The organism is Spirosoma sp. KCTC 42546 (genome assembly GCF_006965485.1).
GTDB lineage: Bacteria > Bacteroidota > Bacteroidia > Cytophagales > Spirosomataceae > Spirosoma.
Genome location: NZ_CP041360.1, coordinates 5,492,981 through 5,508,937, shown reverse-complemented (window position 1 = coordinate 5,508,937; position 15,957 = coordinate 5,492,981). Strand labels below are relative to the sequence as shown.

At 48.7% G+C, this 15,957-nt stretch carries 10 protein-coding genes and 1 tRNA gene; 4 read left to right on the top strand and 7 right to left on the bottom strand.

Annotated elements, in window-relative coordinates; genetic code table 11:
* Position 1: 1 nt before the first annotated feature.
* The 5 genes from EXU85_RS22640 to EXU85_RS22620 all read right to left on the bottom strand — a co-directional run bounded on the left by EXU85_RS22640 (position 2) and on the right by EXU85_RS22620 (position 8,650).
* Complete coding sequence (locus EXU85_RS22640) at positions 2-1,186, bottom strand: tyrosine-type recombinase/integrase (protein WP_168207850.1); 1,185 nt, start codon at positions 1,184-1,186, stop codon at positions 2-4.
* A 189-nt stretch (positions 1,187-1,375) separates the two neighbouring features.
* Positions 1,376-1,452 (bottom strand) — tRNA-Asp (locus tag EXU85_RS22635).
* Positions 1,453-1,620: 168 nt separating this feature from the next.
* The gene (locus tag EXU85_RS22630; protein WP_142774268.1) at positions 1,621-2,769 is read right to left on the bottom strand and encodes a cellulase family glycosylhydrolase; all 1,149 of its coding nucleotides are present in this window, start codon (positions 2,767-2,769) and stop codon (positions 1,621-1,623) included.
* A gap of 51 nt (positions 2,770-2,820) precedes the next feature.
* Complete coding sequence (locus tag EXU85_RS22625) at positions 2,821-3,885, bottom strand: family 43 glycosylhydrolase (protein ID WP_142774267.1); 1,065 nt, start codon at positions 3,883-3,885, stop codon at positions 2,821-2,823.
* A gap of 79 nt (positions 3,886-3,964) precedes the next feature.
* Positions 3,965-8,650: a translocation/assembly module TamB domain-containing protein gene (locus EXU85_RS22620; RefSeq protein WP_142774266.1), complete on the bottom strand. Its 4,686-nt coding sequence runs from the start codon at positions 8,648-8,650 to the stop codon at positions 3,965-3,967.
* A gap of 132 nt (positions 8,651-8,782) precedes the next feature.
* Between EXU85_RS22620 and tsaD the strand changes: the two genes are divergently transcribed.
* From tsaD to EXU85_RS22600, 4 genes are all read left to right on the top strand, one after another.
* Positions 8,783-9,781, top strand: a complete 999-nt coding sequence (gene tsaD, locus EXU85_RS22615; protein WP_142774265.1) for a tRNA (adenosine(37)-N6)-threonylcarbamoyltransferase complex transferase subunit TsaD — start codon at positions 8,783-8,785, stop codon at positions 9,779-9,781.
* 22 nt (positions 9,782-9,803) lie between these two features.
* Positions 9,804-10,691 (top strand): MOSC domain-containing protein, encoded by an 888-nt coding sequence (locus tag EXU85_RS22610; protein ID WP_142774264.1) that lies wholly within the window; start codon positions 9,804-9,806, stop codon positions 10,689-10,691.
* A gap of 91 nt (positions 10,692-10,782) precedes the next feature.
* Positions 10,783-11,625, top strand: coding sequence for a hypothetical protein (locus EXU85_RS22605; protein WP_142774263.1), 843 nt, complete (start codon positions 10,783-10,785; stop codon positions 11,623-11,625).
* Positions 11,626-11,724: 99 nt separating this feature from the next.
* Entirely contained in the window at positions 11,725-12,117 is a 393-nt protein-coding gene (locus tag EXU85_RS22600) for a VOC family protein (RefSeq protein ID WP_142774262.1), read from the top strand.
* Between the two features lie 131 nt (positions 12,118-12,248).
* On the opposite strand, the gene EXU85_RS22595 is transcribed toward EXU85_RS22600, so the two are convergent.
* Positions 12,249-13,220: an alpha/beta fold hydrolase gene (locus tag EXU85_RS22595; RefSeq protein ID WP_142774261.1), complete on the bottom strand. Its 972-nt coding sequence runs from the start codon at positions 13,218-13,220 to the stop codon at positions 12,249-12,251.
* A gap of 115 nt (positions 13,221-13,335) precedes the next feature.
* Positions 13,336-15,912, bottom strand: a complete 2,577-nt coding sequence (locus EXU85_RS22590) for a penicillin-binding protein 1A (RefSeq protein WP_142774260.1) — start codon at positions 15,910-15,912, stop codon at positions 13,336-13,338.
* Between the last annotated feature and the right edge of the window lie 45 nt (positions 15,913-15,957).

Sequence of the window (15,957 nt, the reverse complement as noted above, 5' to 3'; positions counted from 1 at the left end):
ATTACCATTTTACTTGTTCGAGGGCCTGTTCTACATCTTGATTGGTTAGGTGTAGATATTGCATAGTGGTTTGAATTTTGGCATGGCCAGCGATTCGCTGCACAATAGGAACAGGGAGCTTTTTAACTAAATGCGTGATGCCGGTGTGCCGAGCCGAATGGAAGGTGATTGGCTTTGTAATACCAGCTAGTTTCAGTACTTCTTTAAACCGCTTATTTAATTGGAAATGAGACCTAGCAATTATTGGCTTGTCGTTATCCGGCCAGTATCGGCGCAGAATAATCAAGGCTTTACTCTCCCCAATCTCGTTCAGATGTAGGAGCCAAAGTGGTATATTCAACGACCGTTTCGTTTTCTCTTGTTTCTTTTCGAGTTGGAAGCCCTTCTCCGTTACTACCAAATGCCGCAGTCGCAGTGTGGTTAGGTCACTTATTCGAAGTGTTGTATAATAGGCTAGTAGCCATGCATCGAGGTAAAACTGAAGATGCTGTTTGTGAGCAGGAATATTGAGCTGCTCCAGGTTTCGTACTTCCTGTTCTGCAAGAATGATTTTATCACTTTCTTTTCGCTTAGCTCGGAACTGATCGTAGGGGTCAACATAAACGGGGAGTAATCCACTCTTCATTGCCCTGTTTACATAGCTTTTGAGAATTTGGTGGGCTTTACGAATAGTCTCTACATCTAAGTTATGTTGATTACGTAACGCCTGGTCAAAGCCAACAATAAACGAATAGGTAAGGTCAGCGAAACCAACGGATTTGCCGTGATACTGTAGGAGCCGGTTATAAACACGCAGTTTACGTTGATGAGTCTCAATCTCAACGCCCGACATATCTAACTCTAACTGTTCTTTAAAATAGGCAGTAAATGTCTGAACGGGTTGGCCATCATTGGTTATCTGCTCGGCTAAAAGATCGAAGTCGGCCAATCTAAAAGGACGTCCATGTAGTTTGGCAAACGTTAACTCAAAATCTTCAAGCTCTTGCCGCTTCGCACGAATACGCTGATTAGACTGTGAACTCCCCTTTACCTCCTTTTTACTTTCGTTCCACTGCTCAGGCTTGATTTTTACTCCAGTCGAGAAGTATCGACGCTGCCCTAGATGTAAAGCTTCGATCTGTACTAATCCTAGGTTATTCTTATCTAACTTGTTTTTACGGTTAAAAACCGTCCTATACGTTGCCATAATTCGCTTGTTTAGTGCTAATGGCATCAAACATAGCGGGATAGGTGCGATATAAAACGGGTTCTGTTTGAGTAGCATACCCAGAAAGACCTAACAAGTTCTAACGACACAAACGAGCATTATAAGCAAGCCCACAAAAAAGCAAAAGCCCCTGTAAGTGATTGACTTACAGGGGCTTTTCGCAAACTTTGGCGGTCCGGACGGGGCTCGAACCCGCGACCCCCTGCGTGACAGGCAGGTATTCTAACCAACTGAACTACCGAACCAACTTTTTGACTTCTGGTCAACGTTGCCGTCTTCCTTTATCGTGGCACAAAAGTAGGGTTTCAGGCTATTCCATGCAAGCGACTGACGAAAAAAAATGTGATTGGTAGTCGATACAATACGTATACCCGTTGGTAATCAACTGGTTTGTTCTGTTAAATTTTTATCAATTAGTTTCCGGTAGCCTGCCTTATGGCTGCTACTTCCGCCGGATCGACAGGTGTGCCGTCCTGTTTGAACACCTCGTGGAACCAGATGGCGGGCTCACGACCGTTTACGTAGGGCTTCTGCCAGCTATCCCAGGGTAGGAAGGTTTGTGTTTTACCCGCTACAAAGCCCCAGTTGATCATGCCGACTTTGGCTTTCTTCGCTATAGGCAGGTGCGTCTGAAATTTGCTGTTGACACCACGAGCCATGTATTCCGTGCAAATAACCGGGCGGCCAAAGGTTTTAAGCGCAGGGATTACTTTTTCCAGGTCTTCGGGTTTTGAATACTGATGGAACGTAATGATGTCGGAGTTGTCGAACTGTACTTTTTCCATGGGCGTCCATTTGGCTGAATTCTGCCAATCATCAGGACTACGATAGATCCAGACACCAGAGGTGAGGGGTTGCGTGGCACCGGCTGCCCGTGCCCATTGGAATACATGCGGTAACAGGTTGGTGATAATGGCTATTTTCCGTTCTTTCGGCACTTCAGTCTTAATCGTGTGATTTTGGCCGTAGCTATTGTCATTTGCGTTATCCGGCTCGTTCCAGGTATCCCACGCCAGAATCCGGTTATCATTCTTGAAAGCGCCCACAACTCCTTTTACGTAAGCTTCCAGGCGTGGGTATTGCGAAACATCGGTCAGAGCCGCAGCGCCGGGACTTTGTAACCAGCCCGAGTTATGAATGCCTGGTGTTGGTTCGTGCTGTTTGCCCAGTTTCGGAGTTGGGTCCCAGCATGAATCAAATAATACCAGCATAGGCCGGATTTTGTGTTTGGCGCAGATGGTCAGAAACTGGTCGAGCCGTTTGGTGAAACCGGCCGGGTCCTGCCAGAGCAGATCGTGCAGAAACACACGCATGGTATTCATGCCAATGCCTTCGGCCATGGCCAATTCTTTATCAATCGTTGCCGGATCGAAACTGTCGGCCTGAAACATTTCGAGTTCGTTGATAGCATTGGCAGGGGCGTAATTGGAACCGACCAGAAAGGGCTCTTTAGCATACCAGGCATTGGCCTTAGCGGCTGGCCAGCGATTAGGGGCAGAACCTGGCTGAGCCAGAGAAATCGTGGAAATGAGTAAAAGAACGACAAACGATAAACGCTTCATAAATGGAAATTGAAAATGGTAAATACTGCGTGAAGGACAAGGGAGTCGATGTTATTGTTCGGAAGGGACAGGCATGGGCGTTTTAGGCATTGGTTTACCAAAATTAGGTGAACCGTCGGTATTCCAGGTAAAGGGTTGAATGTGGGGAGCGCGTTTGTTGCCACAGCCGTCTGTTGCGGATGGGTTGGCGTGATAAATCATCCAGTCCTGCTTGCCATCGGTCGAGCGGAAAAACCCACCATGACCGGGTGCCCACACACCATTTTCGGGGGCCTGTGTGAAAACGGGGCTGGGACTTTTTACCCAGTTTCTGGCGTCGAGCAGATCCCCCTTCCCGGTATAGGTCAACAGGCCGAGACAGTAGTCGAGCCAGCAGGCATTGGCCGAATACACGATGAACAGTTTGTTATCATGGCGTAGAAATTCAGGCCCTTCGTTGACGTAGATTTTAGGAACCTCGCCGTTTTTCTGCCAGGCTTGTGGGACATCGCCATGCTGTTCCCACGGCTGATCGGGCTGGGAAATTTTAACGCGATCACCGTCAATGGTCCAGGGGTTTTTGAGCCGGGCCAGATAGATGTCCTGCCGCCCGTTGGTTGTTCCTTCCCAGCCTGACCAGGCGGCATAGAGCTGCCCGTTGTAGTCAATCACGGACATGTCGATCTCCCAGTGATTTCCCGGATCGCCGATTTTGCCTTTCATGACCCACTCACCCTGCATAGGATCAGGGGAGGAGTTTTCCAGTACCCAGACTCGGTGCGATAAATTATTAAGTGAATCTGCGGAGAAGTAGATGTACCAGCGAGCGTTGCCCCGGTCCCCAACAAATGAGTGAATTTCGGGTGCCCATAATTCCCGGGAATAGGGTTGCCCGGCAGGTGGCGTATAAATAACTTTATGTTCGGCGGTAGCCAGATCAGCTATATTCCGGGTCTTCCAGAGGGTCAGGTTCTGGCCGGTAGTATTCATGTAATAATACCAGCCGTCTTTTTGTAACACCCAGGGGTCGGGTCCCGAGTTTTTAATAGGATTCGTAAACGTTCGCTGCTGGGCTAACAGTGTGGGACCGGAAATCAGGAGCAAACCGATAACCAGTAGACGCTTCAGAAAATACATACGGATTGTAAAGGGGTTCTCTCAACAAAGGCGGGAAATGCAATTTTTACCCTGTTTATGGCCTTAGGCTGACTAGTTATTAAAATGTTCCCTTTGCCGTATTCAACGTTGTTGTAGAGCCAGGTGCGGTTGGGGCTGGCGCATCAGAAGGCGTTGGCGTTGGAGGAACCAGACCCGGCGTTGTGCGTTTGCCACCAAAAATGTGATTGAACGAACGGGTATACAGCAAGCTGACACCCCCACCGGTTGTGATGGTGCTGGTCAGGTTATACTGACCCAGGATACTCTGCTGATTGCGATTGTACACTTTGGCGCGCAAATGGCCATCAGGCGTAATAAAATACTCAAGGGTCCACTCGCCAAGTAAACTAGCCGCATTGTATTGGCTTTGTCCATACGTGAACCCGCCATCGCGACTGATCCGCAACCGGTCATTAAGCAGCCTGTAGGAAAACCGTAGCTGGAGGTTATTAAGCAGGTTTTCGTTTTGGGTACCACTCGTAAATCCACCAAATGACACGCCTACATCTAAGTTCTCGTTGAGATTAGAAGCCAGGCGGCTGATCTGATTAGACAGTAGTTCACTTACACTGTTGGCGACTCCCGTATTCACCTGACCCTGTTCGAACAGGCTGGTGCCTTCGGACAGAAGCTGGTTGAATAACAACACGCTACTTACCTGTCGGGTCAGTTCCTGATCGTTGCTCTGAATCCGTGACTCGAAGGCCGTTACGGCCTGCCGGAAATCAGAGGAAGAGGGGTATTCTTTAATGTCGAGGTCGTAGCTGATTGCCGGACTACCCAGCTCACCCGTTAGTTTGATGACCAGGTCAACGGGATACCGGCGGGTCTGGTCAGCCGTGGTTTTCTGGGTAGCTAACAAAGGAGCCAGCGAGGTGTACTGGGTATAGGCTGCTGTTACGTCGAGCAAAGCACCATAGGGATCGCCCGTCCAGGTAATACGACTGTTGGGCCGAATTTGAAACCGTTTGTTAATGATATTCTGGAACGTAAAGGTGTAATCTCCCTTCTGGATTTCGTAGTTACCCGTCATGGTGAAGTCGCCTTTGGTATCCACCTTCATGGCAATCCGCCCCTGACCGTAGGCTTTGATAATGTCGCCGGTTTGGCGATCTAACTGGATCTCGCAATACGCATCGGGCGTAATATCGAAGTTGAAATCCATCTGAATTCGGGATAGATCAATCTCTCCTTCCGACTGATTATTGGCTTGATTAGCCGTCTGGCTAGTCGGTTTGCCTGTGCTTAGATTAACGAACCGAATCTGATCATCAGCGGCTACCGTTGTTGCTCCGTCGAGAGGAATGTAAATTCGGGTTCCTTTATTGCTGGCTACGTTGGCCCGGATCGTCAGGTTATCCGTTGGCCCATACAGTTCGGCTTTACCTGTTACAACGGCTTGTCCATAAAAGGCATCGTTGTCTTTGGCAACGGTATTCATGATCTTGAAATTCTTGAAATCCGCGTCGAAACCCAGGGTAAAACTTCGGAATCCATCATGATAAACACCCCCTCGCAATTGGGCGGTATTACCCTGGGGGTCCCGTAGAATCAATTGCCGGGTAATAATCTCGTTTTCGCCAAAATAGATTTTATCATCAAACGCGAAATCAGCCTTCAGGTAATCGAATCGCCCATGTCCGCCCTGGATGGCCACTTCACCTTTTAGAACCGGTACGGCAGGTTTACCCGTAACGCTAATGATTCCACTGGCAATACCGCCTAGGTTCGAGAATAGCCCGATGGTAAAGGGCTCCAGTAAGCTTAAATCGGCGTTATTGACGTTGGCTTTGAGCGCCAGCGGGTTGGTCTTTAATTGGGGGGCGTACGTTCCCAGTAAGGTTACCACATCGGACCCATTTCGATTCACGCTGGCATTTACGTTGAGCCGCTGGGTTTGCTGATCCCATTCACCCTGACCGCGAACATCGCCGATCAATGAGTTTTGATACGACAGGGCCCGAAGCGACAGGGCACTTTCCACAATTGGGGTGTTGTACAGATTGCGTACAGCCAGTGAGCCATTCAGCGTGCCGCCGAGGGTTGTATTCAATACCGAATTTAACGATGCCAGCAGGAAGTTCTGCGCTTCGACATGGAGATTCTCCACAGAGTCGGGCGAGATTTTTCCCGATGCCTGAATCAATTGATTCTCATTCAGCAACGATAGGTTTCGGATGGTGTATTCATCCCCGACTTTCCGGATCAGACTTTCCGGGTTGAGCGTCCAGTCGCCATCCAGAACCCGTATTTTCGACTGACGGAAGGTAAGATCAATGGCATCTCCCTTAAACCGTAATTCGCCATTGAGGTCGGCACGATTGGTAAAGCGCCCGCTGCTGTCAGCCTGCTCAATATCGCTTGTGAAGTCAATATGATCAACATCCCAGGAGGCTTCGATCTGGAGATTGCGAGTTGGCAGAACGGAACTAAATAACTGTCGTTTCGATGAAATAATGGCCGATGCCAGCACTTCCTCGCCGTACGTAAACTTAGAGGTCGTCAGATCAAGATCGCTTGGACCAAAACTAACTTTCCCAAGCCGTAATGAGTCTGTTTTAACGGTTCCTGTCAGAAAAGAGGTATTGTCTTCCGTAAACCGGCCTTCAATTCGGGTGGATGGGGCTATATAATCCGATGAACCTAAAAAAGCTAGTAGCGGTGCACTGTTCTTTGTGATGATCTGGTAATCGACTCCATAGCGAACGGGCTGAACAGTGCCCTTACGCCCGGCAAGACGCATGGCTGCCTTTCGTTTCTGTTCGTAATAGATCTTCATCCCGGCCGCATCCCCTTTAAAATGAAGTTCGTACTCACGTACTAGCCGGGTCAGGTCGTCAATGGTGCGTTGGGGCTGAAAATCGCCCTGTAAGCGAGTCGTCAAAAAGTCGGAATCAAGATCGAAATAGCGTTGGGTACCCGATGAGTCAGGAGAGCTTCCTGTGCGTTGTTCAATAGACGATAGGAGGGTAAGCTTATCAACAGTAATGTTTCGTTTGTTCAGGCTGAGTGCTGCGTTCGTAAACAAGGCCTTTCCTACGATATCATCCAGCGTTCGGCCTTCCAGTTGAACATCCAACGCTGTTTTAACAACCAATGAATCAGTCAGATACCCCAACGCACGCAAATCGGCGTGTTGGACGTTTCCCCGGAGGTCGTAATGGTTTTTGGGGCCACTCAACTTGAATTCGCCATCGAGATCAAAGGCCAGATTCGGGTCGTTGATGTTCAGTTTCCCCTGAAAAAGACCTTTCTGTAAATTTCCATGCGCTGCCACATGCTGATAAGCGTAGCGTTGCCAGCTAAAGCGTCCAAATTGACCATCGAAGTCAATATCTGCCCGTTTTAAATCAGTGCCTTTACCTGTAATTCGCCCTTCGCCATCGAGTTTCCCAAATTCATCGGGCTGGTCGATCAGTTGGCCAAGGTCAAGATTTTCGGCCTTTAGATTTGCCGTGTAGGTTGTCTGTTCAGTCTTAGTGGCCAGCTTTAGGGCTATATCGCCGGTTACGTTACCAATATTGGTTTTGAAGGTTCCTTTGGTTTTGAAATCATCGAAGGCACCAATAAAGGTGGCCGCAAAGGAAGCTGTCCCCAGTTTCTGGATAGTTTTATTAAACGACGAATCGGGATAGTATTGCCGAATATCGGCCATGTTAACCACGGAAGGCGTAAAAGCAAAATTGACCGTGGTTTTATCCATATCGGGCAATCCCTTCCAGGCAATGTCGCCGGTTAAGCGACTACGTCCATTGATACCAAATCGAAGATCGGTATTGCGGAGCCGGAAGTCATTGACTGTTCCGGTAAAGTTGGTCGTTAATGACCAGGTTTCCTTAAGACCGCGGAGGTAATCCGAAAAATAACCCAGATCGGCAGATTGTACCTGGCTGTCCCGGAAGCGGGCCTGCATAAGCACCCGGCTGTTGAAATCGCCAAATGCCGACGGTTTATCGTAGTTAAATATTAGCTCATTCCGAATGATGGAGTTGCCAATGTGGGCGTACAGTTGGGCCAGCTCCATTTTGGTATTGCAGTAGAGAAAGTGCGTATCCAACTGCCTGATTTTTATCCGGGAATCGCGGTCTATTCCCGATAGCCCCTTGGCATTAAACGCAATAGTATCCCCCAGAACTAAAAAATTACTGACCTCAGCCGTCAGATGCTGGAGGGTGAAATGGTTATGATCGAAGCTTTTCTTGTCGTGCATAAACGGCTCGCGTGGGTCTTCGAGCGTGTATGCACCATCAACTAAATGAATATGACCAACCGTAAACGGAACATTCTGATTCGGTATGCTGGGTTTGGTCGGATCGGAGGTTAGCTGCTCAATGCGGGCAATAAAATCGTCGAGGTTCGTGTCGCCGTTCTTCGGATTTTTAATCATCTGAACGTCGGGCCGATACAATACAATTTCGTCAATATGGATGTTATGAGCCGATGAATCGAGGAGATGCCGGAGATTATAATCGGCATCCAGCCGCCCGACTCGAATCATGGGTCGGCCCTGATAATCCTTGATCGTGAGCTTCTCGAGGGTTATTGAATCGAACCATTTGATCGAAACTCCCTCAATATCAACGGGAAAGAGCAGTTTTGAGGAGAGCCATTCGGCCCCTTTCTGGGCCAGCCGTGTTTGTACTGCTGGCAGTTGCAGGCTCAGTAAAACCCCCAATGCCGCTACCAATACCGTCAGCACGAGGTAGAGTAGTGTTTTGAGGAATATGGCGAAAAACTGACGCATCCAGTGCGGAAAGACCTAAGATACAGTGAATAACGAAATGGAATGCAGATTAGACTACTATCTGAGGGAACGGTTTAGTCACAACTTCCATTGTCTATTCTGGGAGAAATCATTATCCATTAGTTTTGCAACGTGAATATTTTAGCCATTGAATCTTCCTGCGACGAAACCTCGGCGGCTGTTTTAGTCAACGGGCATATTTTGTCGAACGTAATTGCCACCCAGTTAATTCACGAGCAATACGGGGGCGTTGTTCCCGAACTGGCCTCAAGAGCACACCAGCAGCATATTTTACCCGTGGTTGAACGGGCATTACTGGACGCAAATTTACCGAAAAATGCGTTATCCGCCGTTGCTTTTACGCGTGGGCCGGGTTTGCTGGGCTCACTGCTGGTAGGGGCGTCCTTTGCGAAAGCACTGGCCCTTGGATTGAACATCCCGCTCATCGAAATTAACCATATGCAGGCGCATGTATTGGCTCATTTCATTGAGGACCCCAAGCCAATATTTCCATTTTTATGCCTGACGGTTAGTGGAGGTCATACGCAGATTGTACGCATTGATAGCCCGCTCAACATGGTGGTTATTGGCCAGACAATGGACGATGCCGTGGGCGAAGCTTTCGATAAATCGGCTAAGCTACTGGGGTTGCCCTATCCCGGCGGTCCGCTGATCGACAAGTATGCGAAGACAGGGAACCCACAGGCGTTCAAATTCCCGATGGGGGAGATGCCAAATCTGGATTTTTCATTCAGCGGTATCAAAACGGCCATTATGTATTTCCTGCGCGATAACACAAAAATCAATCCTGCTTTTATTGACGAGAATCTGGCGGATATTTGTGCCAGTATTCAGCATACGCTGATTCAGATTCTGCTGAATAAACTAAAACGGGCTGTGCGGGAAACGGGCATTCATGAGCTAGCCATTGCAGGGGGCGTATCAGCGAACAGTGGATTGCGCAGCGCTTTAACCCAATTGGGTGAAGAACAAGGCTGGAACGTATATATCCCGCGATTTGAGTATTGTACCGATAATGCTGCCATGATTGCAATGGCCGCTCAGTTTAAATACGAGCAAGGTGAGTTTACGGCGCAAACCGTCAGCCCGATGCCGAGAATGAGTTTTTAGCGTTCCCGTTCCAGATACTACTATGACTATTTCTGAACTCCATATCTATCCTATCAAATCGCTGAGCGGTATTTCGGTGCAGGAGGTTATTGTTGAAGAAAAAGGGTTTCGGCATGACCGGCGGTTTATGCTTGTTACACCCAACCGGACCGCCGGACCGTGGGTATTCATGACGCAACGAACTAACCATCAGATGGCGCTTATTGATGTAGCTATTCAGCGGTCCGACGTTTCGGATGATACCTTGCGTATCTGGCACCGGCATCGCCCCCATGATGTGCTGGAACTGCCATTGGTAGTAACAACACCAACCGAAACTATCCTAGTGAGTATCTGGGATAGTACCGATGTACCTGCTGTAACGGTAAGTGCCGAAGCCGATCGATGGTTTTCGAACGTGCTTGGAACCCCTTGTCGCTTAGTGTTTATGCCCGAAACTACCCAGCGGGCAGTTGATCCTAAATATGCACGCGAAGAGGATACCGTTAGCTTTGCCGATGGGTATCCCTATCTGCTCATTGGGCAGGCATCGCTCGATACCCTCAATCAACGACTTGCTGAACCAATAACGATGCGTCGGTTTCGGCCCAATATAGTCGTTCAGGGAAGTTCACCTTATGAAGAAGATAGCTGGGCCGAGTTCCGGATTAATGCGCTGACGTTCTATGGGGTTAAGCCCTGTGCCCGTTGTGTACTCACCACCATTGATCCTGAAACGGGGGAGCAAGGTAAAGAGCCTTTACGGACACTGACCACGTATCGTAAATGGAATTCGAAAATTTTGTTTGGCCAGAATGTCTTAGCTAACTATACTGGCCAAACTACCCTGGGGACGCTACGTGTTGGGCAACCCGTTGAGGTATTGCGTCATCAGGAAGCCTGGCTGGCCCCGCCTGCTTTACCTATATAGTCGTTTATGGCCATTTATCGTCAGTGGTCATTCAGCGGTAACCATCCAATAAAAATGACCGAACAATGACTACCAATTTAATATAAATCCTTTGCTCTCCTATATCCGCAACGCTTACTATTTGAGTTTCCCCGTCGTCATCGGGGCTGTCTTGTCGAATCGGATGGCGACCCGCCTTTCCGATGTTGATCCTATTCATTGGGCTACGCCAATCGTACTGGCCCTTGTGGTATTTATCATCTACACTGTTGATCGACTGCTCGATGTGCGGAAAGACGAGCTAAATGCGTCGAGGCAGCCCTTAACAGCGAGGCATCGATTTCATCGTCAGTATGCTGCTATTCTGTGGTGGGTTGTCATTGGCGCTGCGGGCCTGGCATTTATACTCACGTTTTTTCTGCCGAGTAGTGTCATCAAATTTGGTATTGTGCTGGGGGGCATTTGTATTGCCTATGTGGGTGCGGTATTTCGGCTTCCGTCGCATCATCCAGCTCTATTGCTGAAAGAACCTCTCGTTGCTACACTTTATGCGGCTGGAATCTGGGGGAGTGTATGGGTACAACGACCAACGATCAGTAATGTCGACATTACTGAATGCCTGATGTTTACCGGGATTGCGTTTCAGAATCTGCTCCTGTTTGCTATAATGGAGCAACTTGAAGCGCCGAATCAGCCCCAGTTTTCGTTAGCCACCGAGTGGGGGGGCGACCGCTGTGATGTGATTTTACGCTGGCTAACCTTTTTAATTATTGCTGCGGGACTATCCCTTTGCTTTTTGACCAACGATCGATTTGCCCAACGGTCGGCGTTGATGCTCGCGCTGATGAGCCTGACCCTGTACGGCATTCAGCGGTATCCCGATTATTTTATCAAAAACGAACGCTATCGATGGCTGGGCGATGGAGTATTCTGGATGCCAGCACTGGTTTTATAAATAAGGGAGAAAGGAGAAATGGGAAGAATGGGAGAAAAGGAAATGGTTGACTATTCTTATCCTCTCGTCCCCTTCCTCCTCTTGTCACCCCTCTTTTCTATGCATATTGAACACCTTGCCCTGTGGGTTCGCGATCTGGAGCAGATGCGAAATTTCTACGAACTATACTTTGGAGCCACGGCCAATGATAAATACACCAATCCCAGAAAGGGATTTTCGTCTTATTTCCTGACTTTCCCCGAAGGTGGACCCCGGTTGGAACTGATGCAGATGCCGGGGATAAATGAACACGTAGCCGATCCACTAATTCAATATATGGGCTTGACTCATCTAGCGTTCTCGGTAGGTAGTGAAATGGCCGTTGATGCATTGACTGAACGACTTCGGGCTGATGGATACACGGTTGTTGGTGAACCCCGCTGGACGGGAGATGGCTACTATGAAAGTGTATTATTGGACACAGAAGGAAACCGGATAGAGATAACGGCTTAAGGCTGGGATGCTAAAAAAGAAAAAAATAAGAATTAGTTTAACCACAGAGGCACGGAGAACACAGAGAAAAATAGCCTATTATCTCTCTGTGTTCTCCGTGCCTCTGTGGTTAATAGCTTTAGGCCTGACTCCTATAAAATTATCTTCTTCTTAATAAATTTATTAACGGCCATTGCCTTCGTTCTGACCGTTTCTTTTACATCGCGTCGGTTCAGAATGTCGAGAATGATCTGGGTCATGTACTCGCGTTTGTTGAATACGATGTCATGACGATTTTCGGGCAGTAAAAATTGCTTTACCCGAGCGTTGACCAGGTGATGTTGCGCAAACGACACATTTGTTGGATACACGAGTTCATCGCGCTGACCATGCAGCATAGTGATGTTTGCCCGGATTTTAGGCCAATCGGGCAGGATCGCTTCCAGGGCTTTTCGGTGCGCTAATTTTTCGTCGTTTGCTAGCCGGAGCAGGGGAGGAACACCCCAATGAATCAGCGGACTGTCGGCGAAATAGCTGATTGAATACGTCCGTTCCAGGCCAGGGCCTAATGCCGACGAAACAAACACGACATGATCAACCTGATCCGGATTGTTCATGGCTAGTCGGGCCGATACTGACCCACCATACGATGAGCCAACAATCATTAAATAAGGTGCTTTTTTGTAGCGGTCAATGAGGGGTTGTAATAGTTCGGCCTGTCGGATAATCGACGTTTCAACCCGACCGAAATCAGAATAACCATAACCCGGCCGGTCTACCGCAACTAACTGAGCCCGGTTGAGAAGCAGGGTATCTTTGAAAAATTCGTTGAAAAACGACAACGAACTAGGGGCACCATGCACAAATAAAACAACAGGCAGCGTAGAATCACCAGCAGGCCGTGGCGTTTCTATAAATCGGATAGTTCTGGATTCGTCTGAGTTTGTTTGCCCGCGAACCTGATACGAATGAACCGTTGGACGAATCCGCTGTCCCTGAAATTCTTCGATTAATTCATCATTTGTTTGCCGGGAATCAATAAACCAGGCAACCACTACCGTACCAGCCGCCAGGACAAATAGCGATAGTAACGTCCAGCGAAGGATTTGGGCAATGCGTTTCATAACAGTGTAGCGTGGATAGTCTTCCAGCAAATTACCGGCCAATATGTTCAGATACCGTATTGACAGAAACTGAAAAACAGATACAGAAGTTTTGTTGACTGCCCTTTTTTGCCATCTACCGTTGATTACCTGTTGTATCAGGTGGCGTTGTTGCGTCAGGTGCTGGTACTGTTGGAACAAAGGTTGAGTCGCCAAACTCAGACACATCCGTCGAGTCCGACTCTTCCGTCGTTTCTTCGTCGCCGGAAGGACCGCAGTTCAGGTAGTTTTTCGTAATACTGCCATCCGCCTTCGGAAAGGGTCCCTGTAGGCTCTTAAACTTCGGATCAGCGTATACTTTCTCCAGAAAACGCCCAACTAGAGGCAGGGCTGTTTTCGCTCCTTCGCCAAGATCAGTTGATCGGAAGTGAATACTTCGGTCGTCACCACCCACCCAGGCGCCAACTACTAAGTTATTGGAAACCCCCACAAACCAGCCGTCGGAGTTGTTCGACGTGGTGCCGGTTTTACCGCCCATTTCGTTATGATTCTTGAACAGATCGAACGACCATAGATTTTGCGATGTTCCGCCAGACTCCTGCAGACCGCCCTGTAGCATATACCGCATCAGGAAAGCGGTTTCGGGGCTAATGGCACGCTTGTGCTGGCTCGTAAAGGTTTCGATGACGTTTCCATCCCGATCTTCAATCCGCTGAACAATGATTGGTTCTGTCGATTCACCATCGTTGACAAACGTACAATAGGCGCCAACCAGTTCATAAAGAGACACATCCGACGATCCCAGACCAATAGATGGTACGGCTTGTAACCGACTCTTGATCCCCATTCGGTGCGCGTATTCCGCTACGCGTTCGGGGCCAACCTGATCCGTTAATTGCGCCGTAATAGAGTTCACCGAACGCGCCATGGCCCGGCGAAGGGTCATATTCGAGTACGAGTAAAAGCCGGTCGAATTGCGCGGCTCCCAGATTTTATCTTCGCCGTTTTCCCGATATTCTTTTCGAAATGGCTTATCCTGAATACGGTCGCAGGGGCTTAGGTTGCTCAGAGTGTCATCGATAGCTGTGGTGTACACGAACGGCTTAAACGTAGAACCCGGCTGGCGTTTGCCTTGCTTTACGTGGTCGTATTTGAAGTAATCGTAATCCAGGCCACCCACCCACGCCCGAATGTAGCCCGTACGGGGGTCCATGGCCACCATGCCCGACTGCAAAAAGTGCTTATAATAAGCAATGGAGTCATAAGGGGTCATTTCGGTGGAGTCGTAATGGCGCTTATTATTCCAGCTAAATACCCGCATTTTGTACTTCACGTTCTTCATGTAATACATGATCGAGTCCGGGTACAGGGGCATGAATCGGCGGCTCAGGCTTTTGTAGCGTTCGGTACGTCGGGCAACCGAGTCGATAAAAGCAGGAATCTCTTTGCCATCTTCATCCGTCCAGGGGTTACGGTCGCGCCAGTGGTTATCGAACGTACGTTGTAACTGCTTCATTTTCTCGTCTGTAGCGTCTTCGGCGTAGCGCTGCATCCGGGAATCTATGGTTGTAATGATGCGTAATCCGTCCGTATAGAGGTCGTAACCATTTTCTTCACCCCACTTTTTTACATAATCCTGAACGGCATTTTTCAGGTAACTGGCTGGCCCTGAGTAGGGATTTTCCGGCGTGAAATCCGTTACCAATGGCAATGCGCTAATGGAGTCGGACTGATTTTTTGTCAGATACTGATACTTGGCCATCTGCCCAAGTACGATGTTCCGACGTTCGCGGGAGCGATCTGGGTTTTTGAGGGGATTGTAGCTGGTAGTGGCTTTCTGTAGGCCAACCAGCACGGCACCTTCCTGTACATTCAGGCTGTCGGGTTCTTTGTTGAAAAATGTCCGGGCCGCTGTTTTTAAGCCAAATGCATTACTACCGAAATCAACGGTGTTAAAATAGTAGGTGATAATTTCATCTTTCGTGAAATTCCGTTCCAGCTTAAGCGCCATCAGCCATTCTTTAGACTTGTAAATGACTTTCCGGATTAACGGAATTCGGGTGAGCAGCCCAGTGCTGGTTTTCCGGCGGGTTTTAAACAGGTTTTTGGCTAACTGCTGCGTAATAGTGGAGCCGCCCCCATCGCGTCCAAACGTAATCACAGCCCGTCCAATAGCGCGGGGGTCAATGCCTCCATGATCATAGAAGCGCACGTCTTCCGTTGCAACCAGGGCGTTGATGAGTTGTTTTGGAATATTTTCGTACTTGATCGGTGTCCGATTCTCGGCATAGAATTTCCCGATCATCACCCCGTCCTGCGAGTAAATCTCCGACGCCTGATTGAGTTTTGGATTCTTTAACTCTTCCACACTGGGCATAGCACCCGTCAGGTACAGGAAGTTATAGTTAAGGATGAAGACATAAATTCCCAACGCCAGAAAGGCCCAAAGGAAGCCTTTCACGCCATTTTTAAGGTACGGGTAGTACCAGGCATCTGGGTCGATATACTGATGGATGAAGGAGCGAAGACGATCCCGATACCCGTGATAGGTATCCAGCCATGAGTTGACTCGTTCTTCCCCTGCAATTTTTACGATTTGTCGGCCTACTCCGCGTTTGACATTGCCCAACTGTTTCTGGCGTTGTCGAATCCGTTGTCGAAATGCTCCAAAAGCGTGCCGAACAGCGCGGAATCGATCCCTATATTGACTCATGCCTTTCTTTCTAAGAATACTTTACTTAGCTCCATAATTGACTGT

What these genes read in the sequence shown, in the direction of transcription:
- EXU85_RS22640 (WP_168207850.1), bottom strand. Translation starts at nt 1,186, where the DNA reads ATGGCAACGTATAGGACGGTTTTTAACCGTAAAAACAAGTTAGATAAG.
- EXU85_RS22630 (WP_142774268.1), bottom strand. Translation starts at nt 2,769, where the DNA reads ATGAAGCGTTTATCGTTTGTCGTTCTTTTACTCATTTCCACGATTTCT.
- EXU85_RS22625 (WP_142774267.1), bottom strand. Translation starts at nt 3,885, where the DNA reads ATGTATTTTCTGAAGCGTCTACTGGTTATCGGTTTGCTCCTGATTTCC.
- EXU85_RS22620 (WP_142774266.1), bottom strand. Translation starts at nt 8,650, where the DNA reads ATGCGTCAGTTTTTCGCCATATTCCTCAAAACACTACTCTACCTCGTG.
- EXU85_RS22610 (WP_142774264.1), top strand. Translation starts at nt 9,804, where the DNA reads ATGACTATTTCTGAACTCCATATCTATCCTATCAAATCGCTGAGCGGT.
- EXU85_RS22600 (WP_142774262.1), top strand. Translation starts at nt 11,725, where the DNA reads ATGCATATTGAACACCTTGCCCTGTGGGTTCGCGATCTGGAGCAGATG.
- EXU85_RS22595 (WP_142774261.1), bottom strand. Translation starts at nt 13,220, where the DNA reads ATGAAACGCATTGCCCAAATCCTTCGCTGGACGTTACTATCGCTATTT.
- EXU85_RS22590 (WP_142774260.1), bottom strand. Translation starts at nt 15,912, where the DNA reads ATGAGTCAATATAGGGATCGATTCCGCGCTGTTCGGCACGCTTTTGGA.